We start from the raw sequence: 19,361 nt of genomic DNA, 5'->3' as shown, positions 1-19,361 counted from the left end.
CTCTCCATTGTAATTATTCTTAAATGTTTGTTGTATCCCAGGCCCTAAAAATTGACTTAAGGAAATTCCTTAAGCGGTTTGCTATCTTGCCTACATCTATTCAAAGAACTTTTTCGCTTGCTATACCCGGACGTTTCCGGATCTCAGCGATTGTGAATACTTAACTTTTTAAGTACCCTTTTCCCGTTTTGGGAGTGCAAAATTGAAACATATTTTTCATTTCCACACAACTTTTTGGAAGTTTATTTTTTCTTTTCTCTCCCGGCCTCTAAACCAGGAACTTAACCCCGATCTCCCTCCTAATAAACTCGTCTCCATCACTTCAATCTTACTCCCTCTTCCACCGTCTGTTTCCGAAAGGGATTGCAAAGGTAAGAAAAGTATCTATAATCGCAAAGCTTTATTAATAATTATTTGGTCAATTCCGACTTTTCTTTCTGAAACCGTATAATATTTGGTTAGTGAAGGATTTAGGGAAACTTTTTATACCATTGAACCCAAGCTTAATACCTTTTCCTTCGTAAGGAATATAATCGGTTTTAAATAAATAATCCCATAAGCTTAAAGTGATTCCATAATTAACCCCAAATCGACGTTCTTTTGGCAAATTCATAGCGTGATGCCAAATATGCATTTGGGGATTATTTAATATATATCTTACCGGTCCAAGGTTAACCTTTATATTACTGTGGTTAAAATGTCCCACGGCCAATGTGAATATGTGAATTATAAAGAAGTCTCTTAAACCAATACCGATTAATGCTAATGGGATATACTCTATAGTCCGGTAAACCACTGTCTCCATCCAATGGTATCTTAAATGAGCGGCAAAGCCCATTTCTTCAACAGAATGATGCACCTTGTGGAATTCCCATAAGGCAGGCACTGTATGTAAAAGTCTGTGAACATTCCACTGAACGAAATCCCTGACTAAGAAACCTAAGAGTAAATGAGCCCACATTGGCCAGGTCATGACTTCAAAAGCCACAACATTTTTTATCCCGACCGAGGCTAGTATGTCATTGAAGAAATTTACTACAACATCACTAGCTGCATTATAAATAATGAGCGAAAACAGAAAGAAGTTAAAGAACATGTAAAAAAAATCCAGCCAGAAATCTTTTCTAAATAACTTTTGATTTTTATTCCAGGGCTTATATGCTTCTAAAACAAAAAAGAACAGAGATATGCCAACCAGCCAATAAAAATAATTGTGCCATGAGGGATTGGTTATTTCACCCCATAAATAATTAGCATATCCCGAATATGAATTTTTTACTATTTCTAAATACTTCTCCAACTCTATTTCTCTAATTCTAAACCTTTACTGGTCCAATTTCTAATTCCACCCTCTAATTCTACCACTGTATAACCTGATCTTTCAAGATCTTCAGCGGCTCTTTTACTTCTTCCCCCAACTGCACAATAAACATAAACGGTTTTTTGTCTATCCAGTTTTGGTTTGTAATCAGAAAATTCTCCACTTAAATAATCTGCCAGTATTGCACCCTTGATGTGCCCGTTTCTGTATTCTTCCATTGTTCTGACATCAACAAGCTGGACATCCTCTTTACTTACTAACTCTTTAAATTTCTCAGGAGAAACTTTCGAATAATCACCTTCTTCAGATGTTTGACCTCCACAAGAATTTAATGTGATAACTACAAGAATCAGTACTAATACAATATTTCTATTTAGTTTCATTATGATGCTTTTATAAATTCACTTACAATTATATATACGGCCATTATTAATACAAAGTAACCAAATCCTGATTTAAGTTTTTCTCCACTAATCTTTTTCGATAAAATACTTCCCAGAATAATACCAACTATTGATATACCGGTAAACATTAATAAAAATTCCCAATCTATCGGTTGATTTTGAACATCACCGATAAAACCAATCAGCGATTTTGCTGAGATAATGAGTAGTGACGTTCCTACTGCCATTTTCATGGGTAATCGGGCAAACAAAACCAGTGCAGGAATAATCAAAAATCCTCCCCCTGCTCCTACTATCCCTGTAAGCACGCCCACGAAAGCACCTTCAAGTGCAATCAGAGGTATGTTAAATTTCAGTTCGTTAGGTACCTCATCTTTTGAATCAGGCCCTTTCTTTTTCTTTATCATCGATATTGCTGCTGCAAACATAATAAAAGCAAAGAAGACCATTATGGCTATATCTTTAGATACAACTAGGTCACCGATACTAAAAATCTCTTCAGGTATAGCAGGAATAATATACATCCTGGTTAAATAAACTGAAATAAATGAAGGTATAGCAAAGACAATTGCTGTTTTATAATTAACCAGGCCCTTTCTCATAAATGCGATTGATCCCACCAAACTTGTCGACCCAACTACAAAAAGTGAATATGCCGTAGCAATAACTGGAGAAATTCCTAACATATAAACGAAAACAGGTACAGTTAAGATTGACCCCCCTCCTCCAATAAGTCCCAGACTTACTCCAATAATAATAGCTGATATAAGTGCTCCTATAAACATTTTTATTTAAATTTTTCCACAAATCTAACCTTGTGGAAAGCGCATTACTGTGATTATTGTTACAGTTGCCAAAATTCACAAAATAATTTTTTTATCAATCAATAAAAGTAGACAAATAAAATGAGAATACTATTAGTTGGAGCTACCGGAACTATTGGGAAACATTTAGACAATCATTTTTCCAAAAATCATGAAGTGATTCGAGTAAGTAGAAATGACGGAGATATAAAAGCAGATATCACAAAACCGGAAACAATAAAACAGATGTTCGAAAAAGCCGGAGATATTGATGCTGTCATTTCAGCAACGGGTGGAGCTTTTTTTGGCCCGTTAAACGAGCTTGATTATAAAAAAGGTATGGATAGTTTTGGAAATAAAGCCATGGGACAAATCAACTTAATTCTGGAGGGTCAGCACTTTCTCAAAAAAGGAACTTCAATTTCCATAATAAGCGGAATATTATCTGAAGACCCAATAAAAAATTCTTCGGCACTGTCTATGGTCAATGGTGCTATAAATTCTTTCATAAAGGCCGCATCATTAGAAATGTTTGAAAAAGGCATCCGTCTAAATGCAATTTCACCAGGCCTTGTCGAAGATTCTGTAGATGAGCTTGGTGAAGCTTTCCCCGGCCATAATCCCGTCAGCATGAAAAGAGTAATTAAAGCATATGAAAAAAGCGTATTAGGATTGGTAAATGGAGAAATTATTAAGGTATATTAATAGAACTTTTTAAATAGCTGATTTTTAACTTATAATAAAACCTCCTATGTCTATTTTTGATGGCCTAATGGGCAATGCTTCTGAAATTCCAATAAAAAAAATATATTCGGAGTTTTCACAGGTATTAATCGAGGGCGAAGAACTACATAAAGCATATAAGATCATCAGAGATGTTTTTGTGTTTACAAACAAACGATTAATACTTGTTAACAAACAAGGTATTACAGGCAAAAAAAGAGAGTATCTAACTATCCCCTATCATAGTATAATCAAGTTTTCGAAAGAAAGTGCCGGATTGCTTGACTTTGATGCGGAGCTCAAAATCTGGATCAGAGGCCAGGCAGAACCAATAGCTAAAGATTTTAAGGAAGATAATAACATCAACGAGATATATAAATTACTAAGTCAATATACTCTTTAAGAATAAAACCTTTACCTGCAAAATGCCGTTATTTAATATAACATTTGTTTAAACAAATATAAGGGTTGGAAAATCATGAACAAAGTCATACACAAATCCAATAGTAGAGGTCATGCAGATCATGGCTGGTTAAACACCTGGCATTCATTTAGTTTCGCTAATTACTACAATCCTGAGCGGATGCACTTTGGCGTCTTAAGAGTGCTTAATGACGATACAGTGGCTCCGGGAATGGGTTTTGGTCAACACCCTCATGACAATATGGAAATCATATCCATCCCTCTTAGCGGGGATCTTGAGCACCAGGATAATATGGGCAACAAACAAGTTATCAAAGAAGGTGATGTGCAGGTGATGAGTGCTGGTACGGGTATCATGCATAGTGAAAAGAATAAAAACAATGATCAACAAGTTAAGTTTTTACAGATATGGGTCTTCCCAAATAAAAAGAATGTTGAGCCCCGCTATGACCAGCAATCTTTCAAAAAGGAAAATAGAATAAATAAATGGCAGCAAGTATTATCTCCTGATAAAGACGATGAGGGGGTTTGGATTCATCAGGATGCCTGGTTTAGTTTATCTACATTGGAAAAAGGAAGGGATCTGTCTTACGAAATTAAAAGAAAAGAGAACGGCGCCTATTTATTCTTGTTAGAAGGAGAATTGGAAATAGATGGCGAGAATATTAAAAAAAGAGATGCTGTAGGAATCTGGGATACTGAAAAGTTTAATGTAAAAGCAAGTCAAGATTCTGAAATCCTTGTAATGGATATACCAATGAAAATATCATAATTATGGAAACAATAGAAAAAATAGATATTTTACAACATAAAGAAAAAATAGCTGAAACGAACTATCCAATTTTGGATGTCATAAAAAACAGGTGGAGTACCCGATCATTTAAAGAAATGAATATTAGTGATGAAACTCTAACCAACCTGTTTGAAGCTGCTTCATGGGCAGCCAGTAGTAGAAATGAACAACCCTGCGAGTATATCTATGCTCATAGAGGGACTGAAGGATTTGAAAAACTGGCTAATTGCCTGATGGAAGGTAACAGATGGGCAAAAGATGCTCCGGTATTAATATTAAGTATGGCAAGAAAGACTTTTAGTAAAAACGACAAACCTAATACTCATTATTTTCACGATACCGGCGCGGCAAATACCACCATGTTACTACAAGCTGTAAACATGGGCATTCTAGGGCATATGATGGCTGGTTTTGATAAGGAGAAAACAATAAATAATCTGGATATTGACGATAGTTATGAGCCAGTTTGCTTTATTGCTTTGGGGTATCCTGATGAAGCTGAAAAGCTTGAAGATCCATTTAAAGAAAGAGAGTATGGCAGCAGATCAAGAAAACCGGTAAAGGAATTTGTTTCAAAAATCTAATCAAAATAAAAGGAGCGTTATTTACGCTCCTTTTTTTATTCAAATTCTTTACAATCTTCACTAGGTTGGTAAACTGCAGCGCCCTGCTGATAAACGAGTCTTGCACCTAAATGTCCAACATATCCGGTTAGAAAAAATGCAAGTAGAAGGGCGGCCGCTGAGATTATTTTAACATATTTTGAAATTGTATCATTAAAAATCCCTGCTATAAAAAACAGGCCAGTTCCTATTGTGAAAGACCAACCTAAGAAGTACCCGAAATATTCATGATCGTTTTTAACTGTTGGATCACATAGATCCCTTCCAACAATTTCATAGGCTTCATTTCCTGTCCATATAGCCAGCCAAATCAATGGCACTCCTACTAAAAGAAGTAATTTGGATGCAGGCTTTAAAAAGGAATATTTTTGATTTAATGGAGGAATTACTGAACAAATTGCCAGGATTGACCCGATAATAACTAGACCAATAGGCAAATGAACAGCAAGTGGATGCCATAATTCCGGCCTCCACATACCCGGTACTTCTGTCATATTACTCAGTGATTGTTACTGATAAAGGTACAACTTTCTGTCCTTGTTTTTCAACGTCAACAGTCACATTGGTTCCTTCAGAAAGCACAGAAAAATCTACTGATTCTCCCCCTTTCATTAACTGAGTATCATCAGTAAAGTAAAGTTCTAATGTTTTATTATCATCTGTTTTTACGTAGATCTCAACTTCATCAGGATTTACTTTTTCAATTGTACCTGAATAAGTGCCAGATTCTACAACATCGGAATGACTTCCTCCACATGATACTAATACAAATAATAATGAAAATGTTAGCGCGGTAATTTTTAATAGTTGCTTGTTCATAATCTTATAAGTTTTTCTATGTGCAAAATAATGAACAATGATTACTTATAATAACAATGACTATTATTCTATATCAAACCCGGGATCATTTCAGGATTTGTATTTTATAAACAGGAGCTGAAGACTCTTTTTCGTTAAGACAATAATTTATAGACCCGAAACCATTTAAACTTAGATTATCTTTTGCAAATTTAGTTGCCTCGTAATGAAGTATCAATCCTATTTCATCGTCCTTATTGGCTATTTTGAAATCATCTCCTAGTTTTTGTTTTAAGAAATCCATTCTAAGTCTTGCACTTAAAACATAAACTGATGTATCCTCTCCTTCTAATTTAAATTCAAAAATCATAAACAATATAGCTGGTTAAATATCAATGTTATTGATTTTAAGGCATGGAAATTAATACGTTATATCCTTTTTACAAAAAAATATCTGATATTTAAATTAAATTATTGTACTATTTAACATTCAACAAGTTTAAAATATAATAAATAACTGCTTTATTATAACTTTTAAAAGATCTTTAAAGAAATCACTAATTAACTCCAATGGCAGTCTAGTTTAGATTTACTTTAGTTGTTTCCTTAGAGCCTGTAATTAAAGGAACATAAAACCTCAATACTTCTGCTTTTTCACCAGACAGCATTACCATAAATAAATCACCATATTGGTTATCTTCAAATTGTTGAAGCATTTCTTCGCCTATGAATTCATTAATCAAAAATGGAATTGTATTTGAATGACCGGAAACGAGTATGGTATTTCCTTTCTCATTCTCTTTTATTTTCTTAGCAAATTCCTTAGTACTTTCAGATGGCTCATATGGCATTATAACCAGGCTGTTCTGATCAGCAATTGGTTTAACTGTCTGAATGGTTCTTTTGTAATTAGTTGAATAAATGCCATCAAACTCTACATTTTTAAGCATAGAAGTTAACGTTTCAACCCGCTTAAAACCAGTAGCAGATAAATCCGGATCATTACTAAGAGTATCTTTTTCAGCATGTCTGGTTAAAAATATTATTGTTGGTTCAATTTCAGGTTTATCCAATAATTGTTCTGAATCACTCTTTTCCTGAGTACATGAGATAAAAACTAAAAAGGCAACTATCAGGAAAAAATAGGATTTTAATTTCATATCTAAACTGAGTTACTTTATGTTAAACAATAGCAAATTATAAACAAAAATGAAAGAATACACTCAGGACATAAAAGTTTTACCGGGGCATATTGATGAATTAGGACATGTTAACAATATTATTTACTTAAAATGGGTACAGGAAACAGCCAAATCACATTGGGAAACTGTTGCCTCGAAAACAATGCAAGAAGAATATTTATGGGTTGTATTAAGACATGAAATCGATTATAAATTGGAAATTTTCGCAGATGATATTGTCAGAACCAAAACCAAAGTATTAAACATGAAAGGACCGTTGTCTAAGAGATCTGTTGAAATATATAGTAATAATAAGCTGGCAGCAAAAGCAATTACTACATGGTGTCTCTTGAATAAAACTACAAGGAAGCCTATGCAGATCCCTGAAGAATTTGCTCAATTATTTTTATAAATTATCAGTAGAAAATGTATCTCCGAAGGAGAGATCCCCTGATTCGTAACCTCGTTTAAACCATCTAATGCGCTGCTCTGATGTGCCATGAGTAAAAGCATCGGGAACTACTCTACCCTGCATTTGCTTTTGTAATCGATCATCGCCAATAGCATTTGCAGCATTAATAGCTTCTTCAATATCTCCTTGTTCGAGGATATCAAACATTTCATCGGCTCTTCGTGCCCAGAAGCCAGCTAAAAAGTCAGCTTGTAATTCCAACCTCACGGACAATTTATTGTATTCCTTTTGACTTAAACGATTTCTCTGACTATGTACTTTATCCGTATATCCTAATAAATTTTGTACATGGTGACCAACCTCGTGGGCTATTACATAAGCCATGGCAAAATCTCCTGGCGCACCAAACCGATTTTGTAGTTCATTATAAAAACTTAGGTCAATATATACTTTCTGATCTGCAGGACAATAAAAAGGCCCGGTGGCTGCTCCGGCGAAACCACAACCTGATTGCACCTGATCAGTAAAAAGCACTAAGGTAGGCTCAGGATAATCTTCTCCATATTGTTCCATGAACACTTTATTCCAGACATCTTCAGTATCCGCTAAAACTACTTTTGTGAATTCCGCCAGTTCATTTTCTTCTTCGGTTGATTCATATTCCTTTTCAACGGTTAAGGAACTTACTCCAGATGAAGCCTCAAATAGTTGCAAGGGATTGAGACCGAATATCCAGGAAAGTAAAAGTATTATAATTATTCCTCCGCATCCTAAAGATCCCCCTCTCCCTATAGATCTGCCACGCCTGTCATCGACATTACTACTGGTTCTGCGACCTTTCCATTTCATATTTTATCTAAATTAATTATTTATATAATTTAAAAAATATTTACTTTAATTTTTACAATATAATATGGAGGTAAAAAAAATTCTTCCCGCAGTTAATAATAGTTAATTATTAAAGCCTGACATTTTTATTGAATATATACTTGGTGCCGTGATTTTCTTATAAAGAATTCAACTCTTATCTTACAGTTTTTAGTTGACTATGTTTTATAAATCACTACTCTGACAAAACACGTCAAAAACCAACAAAAATCTGACTTATAACTAGTTATATTTGTATTTTATCTCTTTCGATCTTATATTAATTGTTATATCTCTATTAAGAGCAAATTAAAACCACACCACTATGAAAAAACTATCAATACTATTTATGGCATTTGCTATGTTCATTCAGGTAAATGCCCAGGAAGAAAAAAAGCCTGTTATCAAACAAATGCTTCTCACTCCTCATCCTGAAAAAATAATGGAATTCAGAAAAAACCTAGCAGAACATAATCAAAAATTTCACCCGAAAGGTAAATATGATGTGACAGTATATGAGATTGAAACCGGAAAAGATGCAGGAAAATACATATGGGCCATGCGTACAGACTCATACGATGACCTGGAAAATTCACCTTCAGGAGCAGACCACAAAGCACATTGGGATAGCAAAGTAGTTTCTACATTAAAAACCCATCCACAAGTTGCATTATGGAGGCTGCAATTAGACAGATCAAGTTTTGTAAAACAATTTGATCATAAATATGTCCGAGTCAGATTTTTTGACTTTAAAGAAATAGATGAGGCATATAAACATTTTAATGATATGCAAAGAAAATTTAGTGCCGTACAAAACAAATTCTCCATTCGAAATGAAGGCTATTATACAAGTGCATTTACTTATGATAATTTCCATGTTGCAATTGTAAATTTCAAGGAAAAACTTGATCGAGATCAATCCTGGAATTGGGATGCATTTACAGAAAAATATAAGGAAATGTTTGGAGAGGAATTGAATGAGGAAACATCAAAAAAATACGAAGAAACGATTAAAGAAATGAAAATGGAATTATGGAAATTTGATGAAGAGCTAAGTACCCAATCGCCGACAATTATGGTTGTTAAAAACCAGAAATAAATAACAGCTACTAAAAGCCCTTATGATTTAAGGGCTTTTTTTCACCATATTCAAGAATCTATTATTAATTATTACCCGAATTATACCATCCAAAATCAGTATTTTTTTCAATTAATATGAAGGACTATCAGTACTATTTGGTAGTAAAACCTTGATAATAGAAAGATTCAAAAACATCTATTTAATCTTTTAAAGCTATAATCCTATTTACAATTCTTTGTCTATGTATGTTATTATACTAGAACACTTTATATATATATAACTAAACACTTTCTTAACAAAAATGTGTAAATTCTATTATATAATAAGTTGTAATTCTAATTAATATCTATGTCTGTTGATCAAATCATTTCTAATATAAAAGAAAGAAATCCCCATCAGCCTGAATTCATTCAATCTGTAGAAGAGGTGATCGAATCACTAAGCCCTGTCCTTGAGAAAAAGGAAATCTACAGAAAATATAAAATTCTCGAACGTCTGACTGAACCTGAAAGGTTAATATCATTTAGGGTTAATTGGATGGATGATAATGGAGATATACAGGTCAATAGAGGATACAGAGTTCAGATGAACAGTTCACTAGGACCATTCAAAGGAGGTTTAAGGTTTCATCCTTCTGTAAATTATTCTATACTGAAGTTTCTTGCTTTTGAACAGACATTTAAAAACGCGCTCACCGGAATGCCTTTGGGTAGTGGTAAAGGTGGTGCTGATTTTGATCCAAAAGGAAAATCTGACGAGGAAGTTATGCGGTTTTGCCAGACTTTTATGAATGAACTTTTCAGGCATATGGGTCAATTCACAGACATCCCGGCCGGAGATATAGGAGTTGGTAATCGTGAAATCGGTTATTTGTTTGGTCAATACAAAAAATTAAGAAATGAATTTGCAGGAGTTATAACTGGTAAAAACGTAAGATGGGGTGGCTCGTGGGTCAGGACAGAAGCCACAGGATTTGGATTAATCTATTTTGCCTGTAATATGCTTAGTACCCAGAAGGACTCTTTAGAGGGGAAAAAATGCCTGGTTTCAGGTGCGGGTAATGTCGCTCAGCATGCCATAGAAAAAATCATTGAAATGGGTGGTACGCCTATAACTGTATCAGATTCTTCAGGCTTTATTTACGACGAAGAAGGGATTGATAAAGATAAGTTAAAGGTCATTATGAAAATTAAAAATGAAGACCGGGGCCGAATAAAAGAATATCTTGATCATTATTCTAATGCAGAATATCACGAAAATAAAGAAGACGAAGAATTTAATCCTCTTTGGGATATTAAAGCAGATTGTGCTTTTCCCTGCGCCACCCAAAATGAAATAAATAAAAAAGATGCTGAAAACCTGGTAAATAATAATATGGTTTTAGTTGCAGAAGGCGCCAATATGCCAGTATCTAAGGAAGGTGTTCAGGTTTTTCAAAATTCAGATGTTATGTATGCCCAGGGTAAAGCATCAAATGCAGGTGGTGTGGCTGTATCAAGTATTGAAATGACACAAAACCGTATGGGCGAAAGCTGGAGCCGTGAAAAAGTAAACAAGCAATTAATAAATATCATGAATACGATTCACAAAGATTGTACTGAAGCTGCTGAGGAATTCGGATTTAAAAAAACAGATTATGTTCACGGAGCGAATATTGCCGGATTCACAAGGGTGGCCAATGCCATGATCGAGCAGGGTATTACCTAATTAAAAATCAAATCTTTTGACGAATTCCCTTTAAAAACGCAGATTTTTTTCCCAGAAGTGCTCTTATTCTTTTTTCAAAATATTTTTTCAACCTGAAACAATTCTTATCTCAATTACTTGAATCATAATTGAATAGAATATTATATTGCATTATAAATAATATCAACTATTCTAATTTAGAAAGTATAAGATTTTTTAACCGGGCTGAAAGCTATTAAATATAAAAAGGCTTTATTTTTTTTAAGTAACCATCTTTCAGTTCTCCATATAAAAATAAGTATGAAAAAAGTATTGATTCTCCTCTGTGCCCTTTTTCTGACTCTGGGCTGTAATAATGATCATGATGATTTCAGTAGTCAAAAGGGTTTATTTGTCGATTATATAAGCTCATATACCGGTGGAGTGATTTCAGTGGGAAGTAATATTAAAATTCGTTTGGCTAAATCTTTTCCGGATAGCCTTCTCGATGAAATAGATACTGATGTTTTTAACTTCTCTCCATCCATAGAGGGTAAATCCTACTTTGAAAATAATAACACCCTGGTGTTTGAGCCACAGGCAAATCTCCCGTATGACCAGGAATATAAGGCAACCGTTGACCTGGGTAAAATATTTACTGAAATCGATTCAGACAAAGAAGAATTTAAATTCATCTTCCAGACATTCATACAAAACTATGAAGCATCGATTAGAGGATTTAAATATTACGATCAATCAGATCTATCAAAGGTTAAGATAAACGGTATAATAAATACTGCAGATATAGTAACAACAGAAGATCTGAAAAAAACAATAGAAGCCACCCAGAATGGAACCGAACTGGAAGTTTCCTTTACAACATCTGAGAATTCCACAGAACACATTTTCACTGTTGAAAATGCAAAACGAAACAGTGCTGATGACAAAGTAAATATTGAAATCGACGGAACTGCTATTGGGGTTGACAAAAAAATGAAATTTGATGTTGCCATCCCTGAAAAAGGTGACTTTCAGGTTTCTTCTGCTAAAATTATCCGTGGGGAGGAAAGTTATATATCAATTCTGTTTACTGAACCGGTAGATAGTAAACAGAATTTATTAGGATTAATAAGCTTGTCTAATACCAATAAAAGCCCTCGCCTGGTAGTAGACCTGAACGAAATAAAGGTTTATCCCAGCAGTCAGCCAAATGATGATGTTACTCTAACTGTAAATCAGGGCATAAAAAATATTAATGGTATCAGGCTGGCTAACACCTTCACAAAAACACTGGAATTTACTCAGGCAAAGCCAAATGTTAAACTGATAAATAACAGTGACAAGTCGATTATACCAAATTCAGAAAACCTGGTCTTACCTTTTGAAGCAATTGGTCTGAAAGCAGTAGATGTAACAATAGTCAGGATCTTTGAAAATAACATGCTGCAATATCTCCAGGTCAATAGCCTTGGAGGTGAAAGCCAATTAAATCGTGTTGGGCGACCAGTTGCAAGAAAAACAATTTCTTTAAAAGCCAGCGGTGTAACCGATCTGAATAAATGGAACAGATTTACATTAAATCTGGAAGAGGTTTTTAAAGCTGAGCCCGGTGCTTTTTACCAGATAAATATTGGTTTCAGAAAGTCTCATTCTCTTTATTTCTGTGAAGGTCAGTCGGAAAATGGCAACATGGAAGATCTTTCTGACAATTGGGATAGTGAAGATCAAGGATCATACTGGGATTACTATGACAGCTATTATTCACCTGGCTATGACTGGTCACAAAGGGATAATCCATGCAGTGACTCTTACTACGGACGAAGAAGAACAGTCAGTAAAATGCTGTTCTCATCTGACCTGGGGTTAATTGCCAAAAAAAGAGATGGAGGTGATCTTTCTGTTTTTGTCACTAACCTATTGGATACAGAACCTCAAAGTAATGTAAAAATCGACGTTTACGATTATCAACAACAAGTTATAGCATCTGGGAATACAGATTCTGAAGGAAAAGTTTTGCTAAAAGTTGAAGGAAAGCCTTTTGCTCTGGTAGCATCTCAGGAAAATAAAAAAGGATACCTGAAGCTTGATGACGGCAGCGCTTTGTCTCTGAGCAATTTTAATGTGTCAGGAAAAAATGTTCAAAAAGGCCTGAAGGGTTTCATTTATGGTGAGCGAGGAGTCTGGAGACCAGGTGATACCGTTCACTTGCATTTTATTATCGAAGATAAATCAAAGTTCCTCCATGAAAATCATCCGGTGATTATGGAATTGTATAATCCCGCAGGACAGCTTACCTATAAAAAAGTTAGCTCGAATAGAATCGGCCCGATATACAGGTTTGATTTTGATACTAAAAATGATGCCCCAACAGGGAATTGGTCTGCAAAAGCCAAGGTTGGCGGAGCTGTTTTTCAAAAACAAGTCAAAATTGAAACGATCAAACCAAACCGGTTGAAAATTGACCTGAAGTTTGACCAGGAAAAATTTACTGCTGATGATGATTGGGTTACAGCTGACCTCAATGTAAAATGGTTGACTGGCGCAACAGCAAGAAACTTAGACGCAGAATTTGATTTATTATTAAGGCCCACCAATACTACTTTCGAAGAATTTCCAAATTATGAGTTTGACGATCAGTCCAAAGATTTTAACGCTAACAGGGAGCCTGTTTTTGAAGGTACTCTGGATAACAATGGTTACACAAAACTGAGAGTAGAGTTAGGGGAAAACAAAAATGCTCCAGGCGCTTTGAATGCAACTTTCTATGGCAAGGTTTATGAAGAAGGCGGGAATTTTAGCATAAGCAGCACCTCAATACCTTATTATCCATATACTCATTTTGTGGGCATTAAAGTTCCCGAAGGCGATAAACGAGGAATGTTACTGACAGACAAAGACCATAAAGTTCAAATAGCTACTGTAAACTCAAAGGGAAGTCCGGTATCAAGAAAAGACCTGACTGTTTCAGTATATAAACTCAGATGGCGATGGTGGTGGGATAATTCGTATGAAAACATCAGTAATTATATAGGCAGAAGTTATAACGAGCCTATTTCCACTCAAAAAATCAGTACTGTCAATGGCAGGGCTGTGTACAACCTGCGTGTAAACAAACCCGAATGGGGCAGGTATTTCATTAAAGTAACAGACAAAGAATCAGGTCATTCAGCCGGTCAGGTAGTGTATATTGACTGGCCGGGCTGGGCAGGAAAAGGCCAGAGAGGAGAGCTTGGTGGAGAAGCAATGCTGGATTTTGCAGTTGAAAAGGATGAATACAATGTAGGAGATAACGTTTCTCTACAGATTCCTTCAACTGAGGGCAACAGGCTTCTCGTCAGTCTGGAAACTGGAAGTGAAATCCTAGAAACATTTTGGGTTGAAACTGAATCGGGACAGACAGTGGTTGAATTTGAAGCTACTGATAAAATGGCTCCAAATATATACGCTCACCTTACGATGATTCAGCCCCACGGCCAAACTGAAAACGACCTGCCAATCAGGCTGTATGGTGTAAAATCAATTAAGGTAGTGAATAAGAATACCATCCTGGAGCCAGAAATAAAGATGCCTTCCGAGATAAAGCCACAACAAAAATTTGAAATAAAAATCTCAGAGAAAAAGGGAAAGCCAATGGCGTATACGATCGCCGTTGTTGATGAAGGTCTACTTGATATTACAAATTTCAAAACTCCCGAACCGTGGAATTCTTTTTACTCCCGTGAAGCACTGGGAATAAAAACGTGGGATGTTTATGATGATGTAATGGGAGCCTTTACGGGAGAAATGCTTCATCTCTTAGCAGTTGGTGGTGATGGCCTATTAAAATCTAAGGATAATAATGAAGCAAACAGGTTTAAACCAGTGGTTAAAGTTTTAGGTCCGTTCTACCTTGAAGAGGGTGAGGTTGCAAAGCATAATGTGAAAATGCCTCAATACATTGGTAGCGTCAGGACTATGGTAATTGCTGCTGAAGATGGTGCTTATGGTCATGCCCAGAACACTACACCAGTAAAACAGCCGCTGATGGTTCTCGCAACGCTTCCTCGTGTAGCAGGACCAAAAGAGAAAATGAAATTACCTGTTAACATTTTTGCCCTTAAAAATAACCTGGGTTCTGTCAATATAAAAGTACAAACCAGCGGCAATCTGAAAATTTCCGGTAGCTCTGATAAATCTGTTTCTTTCACCAAAGCCAGTGATAAAGTTATTTATTTCGATCTGGAAGCAACAGATGAAACTGGCATTGGAAAAGTCAAGGTCATAGCTACAGGCTCAGGCCTGAGAGCCGAATATGATATAGAAATGAATGTCATCGCCCGTAACCCTCTGATGACTGATGTAAAAGATGAAGTGATTAAGCCCGGAGAAAGCTGGTCATCCAGATATACTCCTTTAGGCATTAAAGGGAATAATACAGGTTCAGTTGAGATCAGTACGATGCCACCGTTGAATATCGAACAGCGGATGAACTATTTGGTAAAATATCCTCATGGCTGTATCGAACAAACCACTTCTGCTGTTTTTGCTCAGCTATATTTAGATGACCTGACTGAATTATCAAGTGAGGAAGAACAGAAGATCCAGAACAATATTGAGGCAGGAATAAATAAAATGAAATCTTTCAGGGTTTCAACCGGAGGTTTTGCTTACTGGCCAGGTGGTAATTATGCGTCTAACTGGGGGACTAATTATGCAGGCCACTTTTTGATCGAAGCCAAGAAGGCAGGTTATATGGTGCCGGATGATCTTCTCAATTCATGGGAGAAGTACCAAAAAGCAAAAGCCAGATCATGGGGAAGTTTGCAAGATGACAATGACACTGATCTGACTCAGGCATACAGACTGTATACTCTTGCATTAGCCGGATCTCCTGCATTGGGTGCGATGAATAGAATGAAAGAAAATAATTCTCTCAGCCTTGCAGCAAAATGGCGTCTTGCTTTAGCTTATGCTGTGGCAGGATACAAAGATCAGGGCAAGAACATGATCACAGGATTATCTAAAAATATTGAGATTTCTGACGAAAGAAGGTATTATACCTTTGGTTCCAGAACAAGGGATAAAGCCATGATTCTCGAAACTTTAGTTAGATTAGACCAAAAAGAGGACGCATTCCTTCTTCTTATGGATATTGCTAAAGAAATGGGTGATAATAGTCAATGGATGAGTACTCAAACCACTGCATATAGTTTTATTGCAATTGCTAAGTATGTTCAAGGATTTGATATAGATAAACCGGTTAATGCAGAAGTCATTACAGGAAGTGATCAGCTAGCAGTAAATAATGATTATTTCATTAACCAGGTAGCAATAAGTAAGGTTAATAATTCTCAAAATATTAAAATCAATAATAAAGGTAATGCACCGATCTATGCAAGGCTTATCCGTACCGGAACACCTGTTGAAGGAAAGGAAGAACCTTCAGAACGCAACATTGATTTCGAGGTTGACTATTTTGATTTAGATGGAAATACTATTAACCCTGCCAATCTTGTTCAGGGTACAAATTTCACAGCTGTTGTAACAATAACCAATCCAGGTACGAAAGGCGATTATAAAGATATGGCATTAACTCAAATCCTGCCTTCCGGATGGGAGATCATCAATACTCGACTCGATGGGTCAGATAATGGCAATTCAAAAGCGGATTACATTGATATTCGCGATGACCGGACGATGCATTATTTTGATTTAAGGGCTTATGAAAAAGTAAAATTTGAGGTGCTTTTAAATGCCGCTTACCGGGGTAGATTTTACAAGCCATCGGTAAAAGTGGAAGCAATGTATGATAACTCAGTATTTGGAGCGACAGGTGGAGAATGGATTGAGGTAATAGCTGAATAAATATGAATCCAGGCATCAAAAAAAAGTTGAATAAGGTTATCAGGGCAGGTATATATCTTGTACTTGCTCTGATCTTATTGATTTTATTGATACCGATTCCCGATCCTGTTTTTGACACTCCCCGATCAACTGTACTTTATTCCTCTGAGGGCAACTTACTAAGTGCAAGTATCGCAGACGACCAACAATGGAGATTCCCTTCATCAGATTCAATTCCGAAAAAATTTGAAAATGCTATCCGGATCTTTGAAGATGAATATTATTATTATCATCCCGGTGTAAACCCTGTATCCATTTTTAGAGCTGCATGGCAAAATCTCGAAGCAGGCAAGGTGGTGTCAGGAGGAAGTACTCTGACTATGCAGGTAATTCGCATGGCTTATGGAAATAAAAAGAGAACCTTATTCCAAAAAGTAATTGAGATCTTTGCGGCCATTAAATTAGACCTATTTTATTCAAAAGAAACTATAATCAAACTCTATGCTGACAATGCACCTTTTGGTGGAAATATTGTCGGAATCACAACCGCTGCCTGGAAATATTATGGCAGGCCACCATACAGGCTTTCATGGTCAGAAGCAGCTACGCTAGCAATTTTACCCAATGAACCCTCAAACATTTATCCGGGAAAAAACCAGGAATTATTAATTTCTAAAAGGAACACGTTACTATCGAAACTTGCAAAAAAGGGATTTATGTCTGAAGAAGAATTATTTCTTGCCAAGGAAGAGATGATCCCGTCTGAAATTTATAACCTGCCTGATCACGCCTATCATCTGTTATACAGATCAATTAAAGAAGGAAAGACAGGAACCAATATTAATTCCACTTTATCTTCTTCACTTCAAAATAAAGTTGAAGAAATAGTTAACCAGTATAGCAGTAAAATGGCCTCAAACGAAATACATAACGCTGCCGCTTTAGTTTTAAATATTGAGGATGGAAGTGTATTAGCCTATGTTGGAAACAGTAAAAATACAGGATCACATGGTCAACATGTAGATATTATCACCTCCAGAAGAAGCTCTGGCAGTTTACTTAAACCATTTTTATATGCTGCTTCGTTGGATGAAGGACTCATTACTCCCCAAAAACTGGTCCCTGATATACCTCTTTTTTATAATGGGTTTGCTCCAAAAAACTTTGACAAACAATATCGTGGGGCAGTACCTGCCGATGAAGCGTTAGCAAGTAGCCTGAATGTTCCTTTTGTCCATCTACTGGTTGATTACGGTTATGAAAAATTTCATCACAACTTAAAAAAAATAGGTTTCCGGTCTTTTGATAAACCAGCTAGCCATTATGGCTTATCGATAATTCTTGGAGGTGCTGAAACTACATTGTGGGAAATAACGAGCGCTTACGCCGGAATGAAAAGATCTCTTGACAATTATTACACCAGGCCAATTAATAAAGGATATAGTAATTCTGATTTTCATAGTAATTACTATGATAAAACTGACTCAATCAGCCAGAATGAAATTAAACTAAAATCAGACGGTCATATCAAGGCTCCATCTGTCTGGTTCACGTTCAATGCCATGAAAAACTTAAACAGGCCTGATCAAGAGGCTGGTTGGGAACAGTTTAACTCTTCTCAATCTATTGCATGGAAAACAGGCACGAGTTATGGGTTCAAAGATGGGTGGGCGATCGGGTTAACAGACAGTTTTGTAGTAGGGGTCTGGATAGGTAATGCTGATGGCGAGGGCCGCCCGGGTTTAACTGGAGTCGAAGCTGCAGCCCCTCTGATGTTTGAAATTTTTGATTTGCTCGATGATCAACTTAATTTGAGGGAACCATTTGGATTGAGCAAGGTCGTTTGTCAAAAAAGTGGCATGATTGCTTCGGAAAATTGTACTGAGATCGAGAACAAAAGTTTGCCTGAGTATCTTACTGCAACAAAACAATGTGACCTGCATCAAAATATAAAACTTGATCAAAAGCAAGAATACCGTGTAAACAGTAGTTGCTATGAGATTTCAAATATGGTTACAAAATCATATTTTATTTTACCGCCTGTCCAGGCTTATTATTATAAACGTTTTAACCCGAATTATAATTCTGTCCCTCCTTTTACTGAAGGTTGTAATGCACAGGATGTAACCCAATTCTTCGACCTAATTTATCCAGGAAAATTTACTAAAGTTCACATCCCCAGAGAACAAGCTGGAAATACCGGCCAAACTATCTTTGAGGCAGCACATGAAAATGCTGATATAAAAGTATTCTGGCATCTGGATGATCAATTCCTGGGCTTTACCACAGGAGAACATAAAATGGGAATAAATACTTCAACTGGTATTCATCTTCTGACACTAGTTGACGAAAACGGGAATGAAGTGAGCCAGTCATTCGAGGTAGTTAATTAATACAGGCTAAATTTAAAGGCAAATTATCTCTTTGTGATATTTATGGTTATA

Annotated in this window: 17 protein-coding genes; 9 read left to right on the top strand and 8 right to left on the bottom strand. The window is 35.9% G+C overall.

From position 1 onward, the window contains the following. Positions 1 to 418: 418 nt before the first annotated feature. From OO013_RS19455 to OO013_RS19445, 3 genes are read right to left on the bottom strand one after another with little or no spacing between them, the layout of a single operon-like run. The gene (locus OO013_RS19455; RefSeq protein ID WP_266058746.1) at positions 419 to 1,300 is read right to left on the bottom strand and encodes a sterol desaturase family protein; all 882 of its coding nucleotides are present in this window, start codon (positions 1,298 to 1,300) and stop codon (positions 419 to 421) included. Between the two features lie 2 nt (positions 1,301 to 1,302). After that, positions 1,303 to 1,704 carry a rhodanese-like domain-containing protein gene (locus tag OO013_RS19450; protein ID WP_266058745.1) on the bottom strand — a complete coding sequence of 134 codons (402 nt, stop codon included), beginning with the start codon at positions 1,702 to 1,704 and terminating at the stop codon, positions 1,303 to 1,305. Then, a complete protein-coding gene (locus OO013_RS19445; protein WP_266058744.1) occupies positions 1,704 to 2,510 on the bottom strand; it encodes a sulfite exporter TauE/SafE family protein in 807 nt (268 codons plus the stop codon). Before OO013_RS19445 ends, OO013_RS19450 begins: the two co-directional genes overlap by 1 nt. Positions 2,511 to 2,630: 120 nt before the next feature. On the opposite strand from OO013_RS19445, the gene OO013_RS19440 reads away from it, so the two are divergent. The 4 genes from OO013_RS19440 to OO013_RS19425 all read left to right on the top strand — a co-directional run bounded on the left by OO013_RS19440 (position 2,631) and on the right by OO013_RS19425 (position 5,051). Beyond that, positions 2,631 to 3,233, top strand: a complete 603-nt coding sequence (locus OO013_RS19440; protein ID WP_266058743.1) for a short chain dehydrogenase — start codon at positions 2,631 to 2,633, stop codon at positions 3,231 to 3,233. Positions 3,234 to 3,279: 46 nt separating this feature from the next. Beyond that, a complete protein-coding gene (locus OO013_RS19435; RefSeq protein WP_266058740.1) occupies positions 3,280 to 3,654 on the top strand; it encodes a PH domain-containing protein in 375 nt (124 codons plus the stop codon). A gap of 75 nt (positions 3,655 to 3,729) precedes the next feature. After that, complete coding sequence (locus OO013_RS19430; RefSeq protein ID WP_266058738.1) at positions 3,730 to 4,446, top strand: pirin family protein; 717 nt, start codon at positions 3,730 to 3,732, stop codon at positions 4,444 to 4,446. Between the two features lie 2 nt (positions 4,447 to 4,448). After that, positions 4,449 to 5,051, top strand: coding sequence for a nitroreductase family protein (locus tag OO013_RS19425; protein ID WP_266058736.1), 603 nt, complete (start codon positions 4,449 to 4,451; stop codon positions 5,049 to 5,051). A gap of 35 nt (positions 5,052 to 5,086) precedes the next feature. On the opposite strand, the gene OO013_RS19420 is transcribed toward OO013_RS19425, so the two are convergent. From OO013_RS19420 to OO013_RS19405, 4 genes are all read right to left on the bottom strand, one after another. Then, the gene (locus OO013_RS19420; RefSeq protein ID WP_266058734.1) at positions 5,087 to 5,584 is read right to left on the bottom strand and encodes a DUF2231 domain-containing protein; all 498 of its coding nucleotides are present in this window, start codon (positions 5,582 to 5,584) and stop codon (positions 5,087 to 5,089) included. A gap of 1 nt (position 5,585) precedes the next feature. Continuing rightward, on the bottom strand, positions 5,586 to 5,909 hold the full coding sequence (locus tag OO013_RS19415) for a hypothetical protein (protein ID WP_266058733.1): 324 nt from the start codon (positions 5,907 to 5,909) through the stop codon (positions 5,586 to 5,588). Between the two features lie 85 nt (positions 5,910 to 5,994). Then, positions 5,995 to 6,258 carry a hypothetical protein gene (locus tag OO013_RS19410; RefSeq protein ID WP_266058732.1) on the bottom strand — a complete coding sequence of 88 codons (264 nt, stop codon included), beginning with the start codon at positions 6,256 to 6,258 and terminating at the stop codon, positions 5,995 to 5,997. Between the two features lie 208 nt (positions 6,259 to 6,466). Continuing rightward, entirely contained in the window at positions 6,467 to 7,048 is a 582-nt protein-coding gene (locus OO013_RS19405) for a phosphoglycerate mutase family protein (protein ID WP_266058730.1), read from the bottom strand. A gap of 49 nt (positions 7,049 to 7,097) precedes the next feature. Between OO013_RS19405 and OO013_RS19400 the strand changes: the two genes are divergently transcribed. After that, positions 7,098 to 7,481 carry an acyl-CoA thioesterase gene (locus OO013_RS19400; protein ID WP_266058728.1) on the top strand — a complete coding sequence of 128 codons (384 nt, stop codon included), beginning with the start codon at positions 7,098 to 7,100 and terminating at the stop codon, positions 7,479 to 7,481. Here OO013_RS19400 and ypfJ read toward each other — a convergent pair. Continuing rightward, positions 7,476 to 8,330: a KPN_02809 family neutral zinc metallopeptidase gene (gene ypfJ / locus OO013_RS19395; RefSeq protein ID WP_266058727.1), complete on the bottom strand. Its 855-nt coding sequence runs from the start codon at positions 8,328 to 8,330 to the stop codon at positions 7,476 to 7,478. The genes OO013_RS19400 and ypfJ overlap by 6 nt on opposite strands. 343 nt (positions 8,331 to 8,673) lie before the next feature. On the opposite strand from ypfJ, the gene OO013_RS19390 reads away from it, so the two are divergent. From OO013_RS19390 to pbpC, 4 genes are all read left to right on the top strand, one after another. Then, entirely contained in the window at positions 8,674 to 9,447 is a 774-nt protein-coding gene (locus OO013_RS19390) for a hypothetical protein (protein ID WP_266058725.1), read from the top strand. Positions 9,448 to 9,777: 330 nt separating this feature from the next. Beyond that, positions 9,778 to 11,136, top strand: a complete 1,359-nt coding sequence (gene gdhA / locus OO013_RS19385; protein WP_266058724.1) for an NADP-specific glutamate dehydrogenase — start codon at positions 9,778 to 9,780, stop codon at positions 11,134 to 11,136. Positions 11,137 to 11,415: 279 nt separating this feature from the next. After that, positions 11,416 to 16,938, top strand: a complete 5,523-nt coding sequence (locus tag OO013_RS19380) for an alpha-2-macroglobulin family protein (RefSeq protein WP_266058723.1) — start codon at positions 11,416 to 11,418, stop codon at positions 16,936 to 16,938. Positions 16,939 to 16,940: 2 nt separating this feature from the next. Beyond that, a complete protein-coding gene (gene pbpC / locus OO013_RS19375) occupies positions 16,941 to 19,310 on the top strand; it encodes a penicillin-binding protein 1C (protein WP_266058721.1) in 2,370 nt (789 codons plus the stop codon). The last annotated feature ends 51 nt before the right edge of the window (positions 19,311 to 19,361 follow it).

Origin of the sequence: Mangrovivirga halotolerans, assembly GCF_026241165.1 — a bacterium.
GTDB lineage: Bacteria > Bacteroidota > Bacteroidia > Cytophagales > Cyclobacteriaceae > Mangrovivirga > Mangrovivirga halotolerans.
This window is presented reverse-complemented; position numbering and strand designations above follow the sequence as displayed.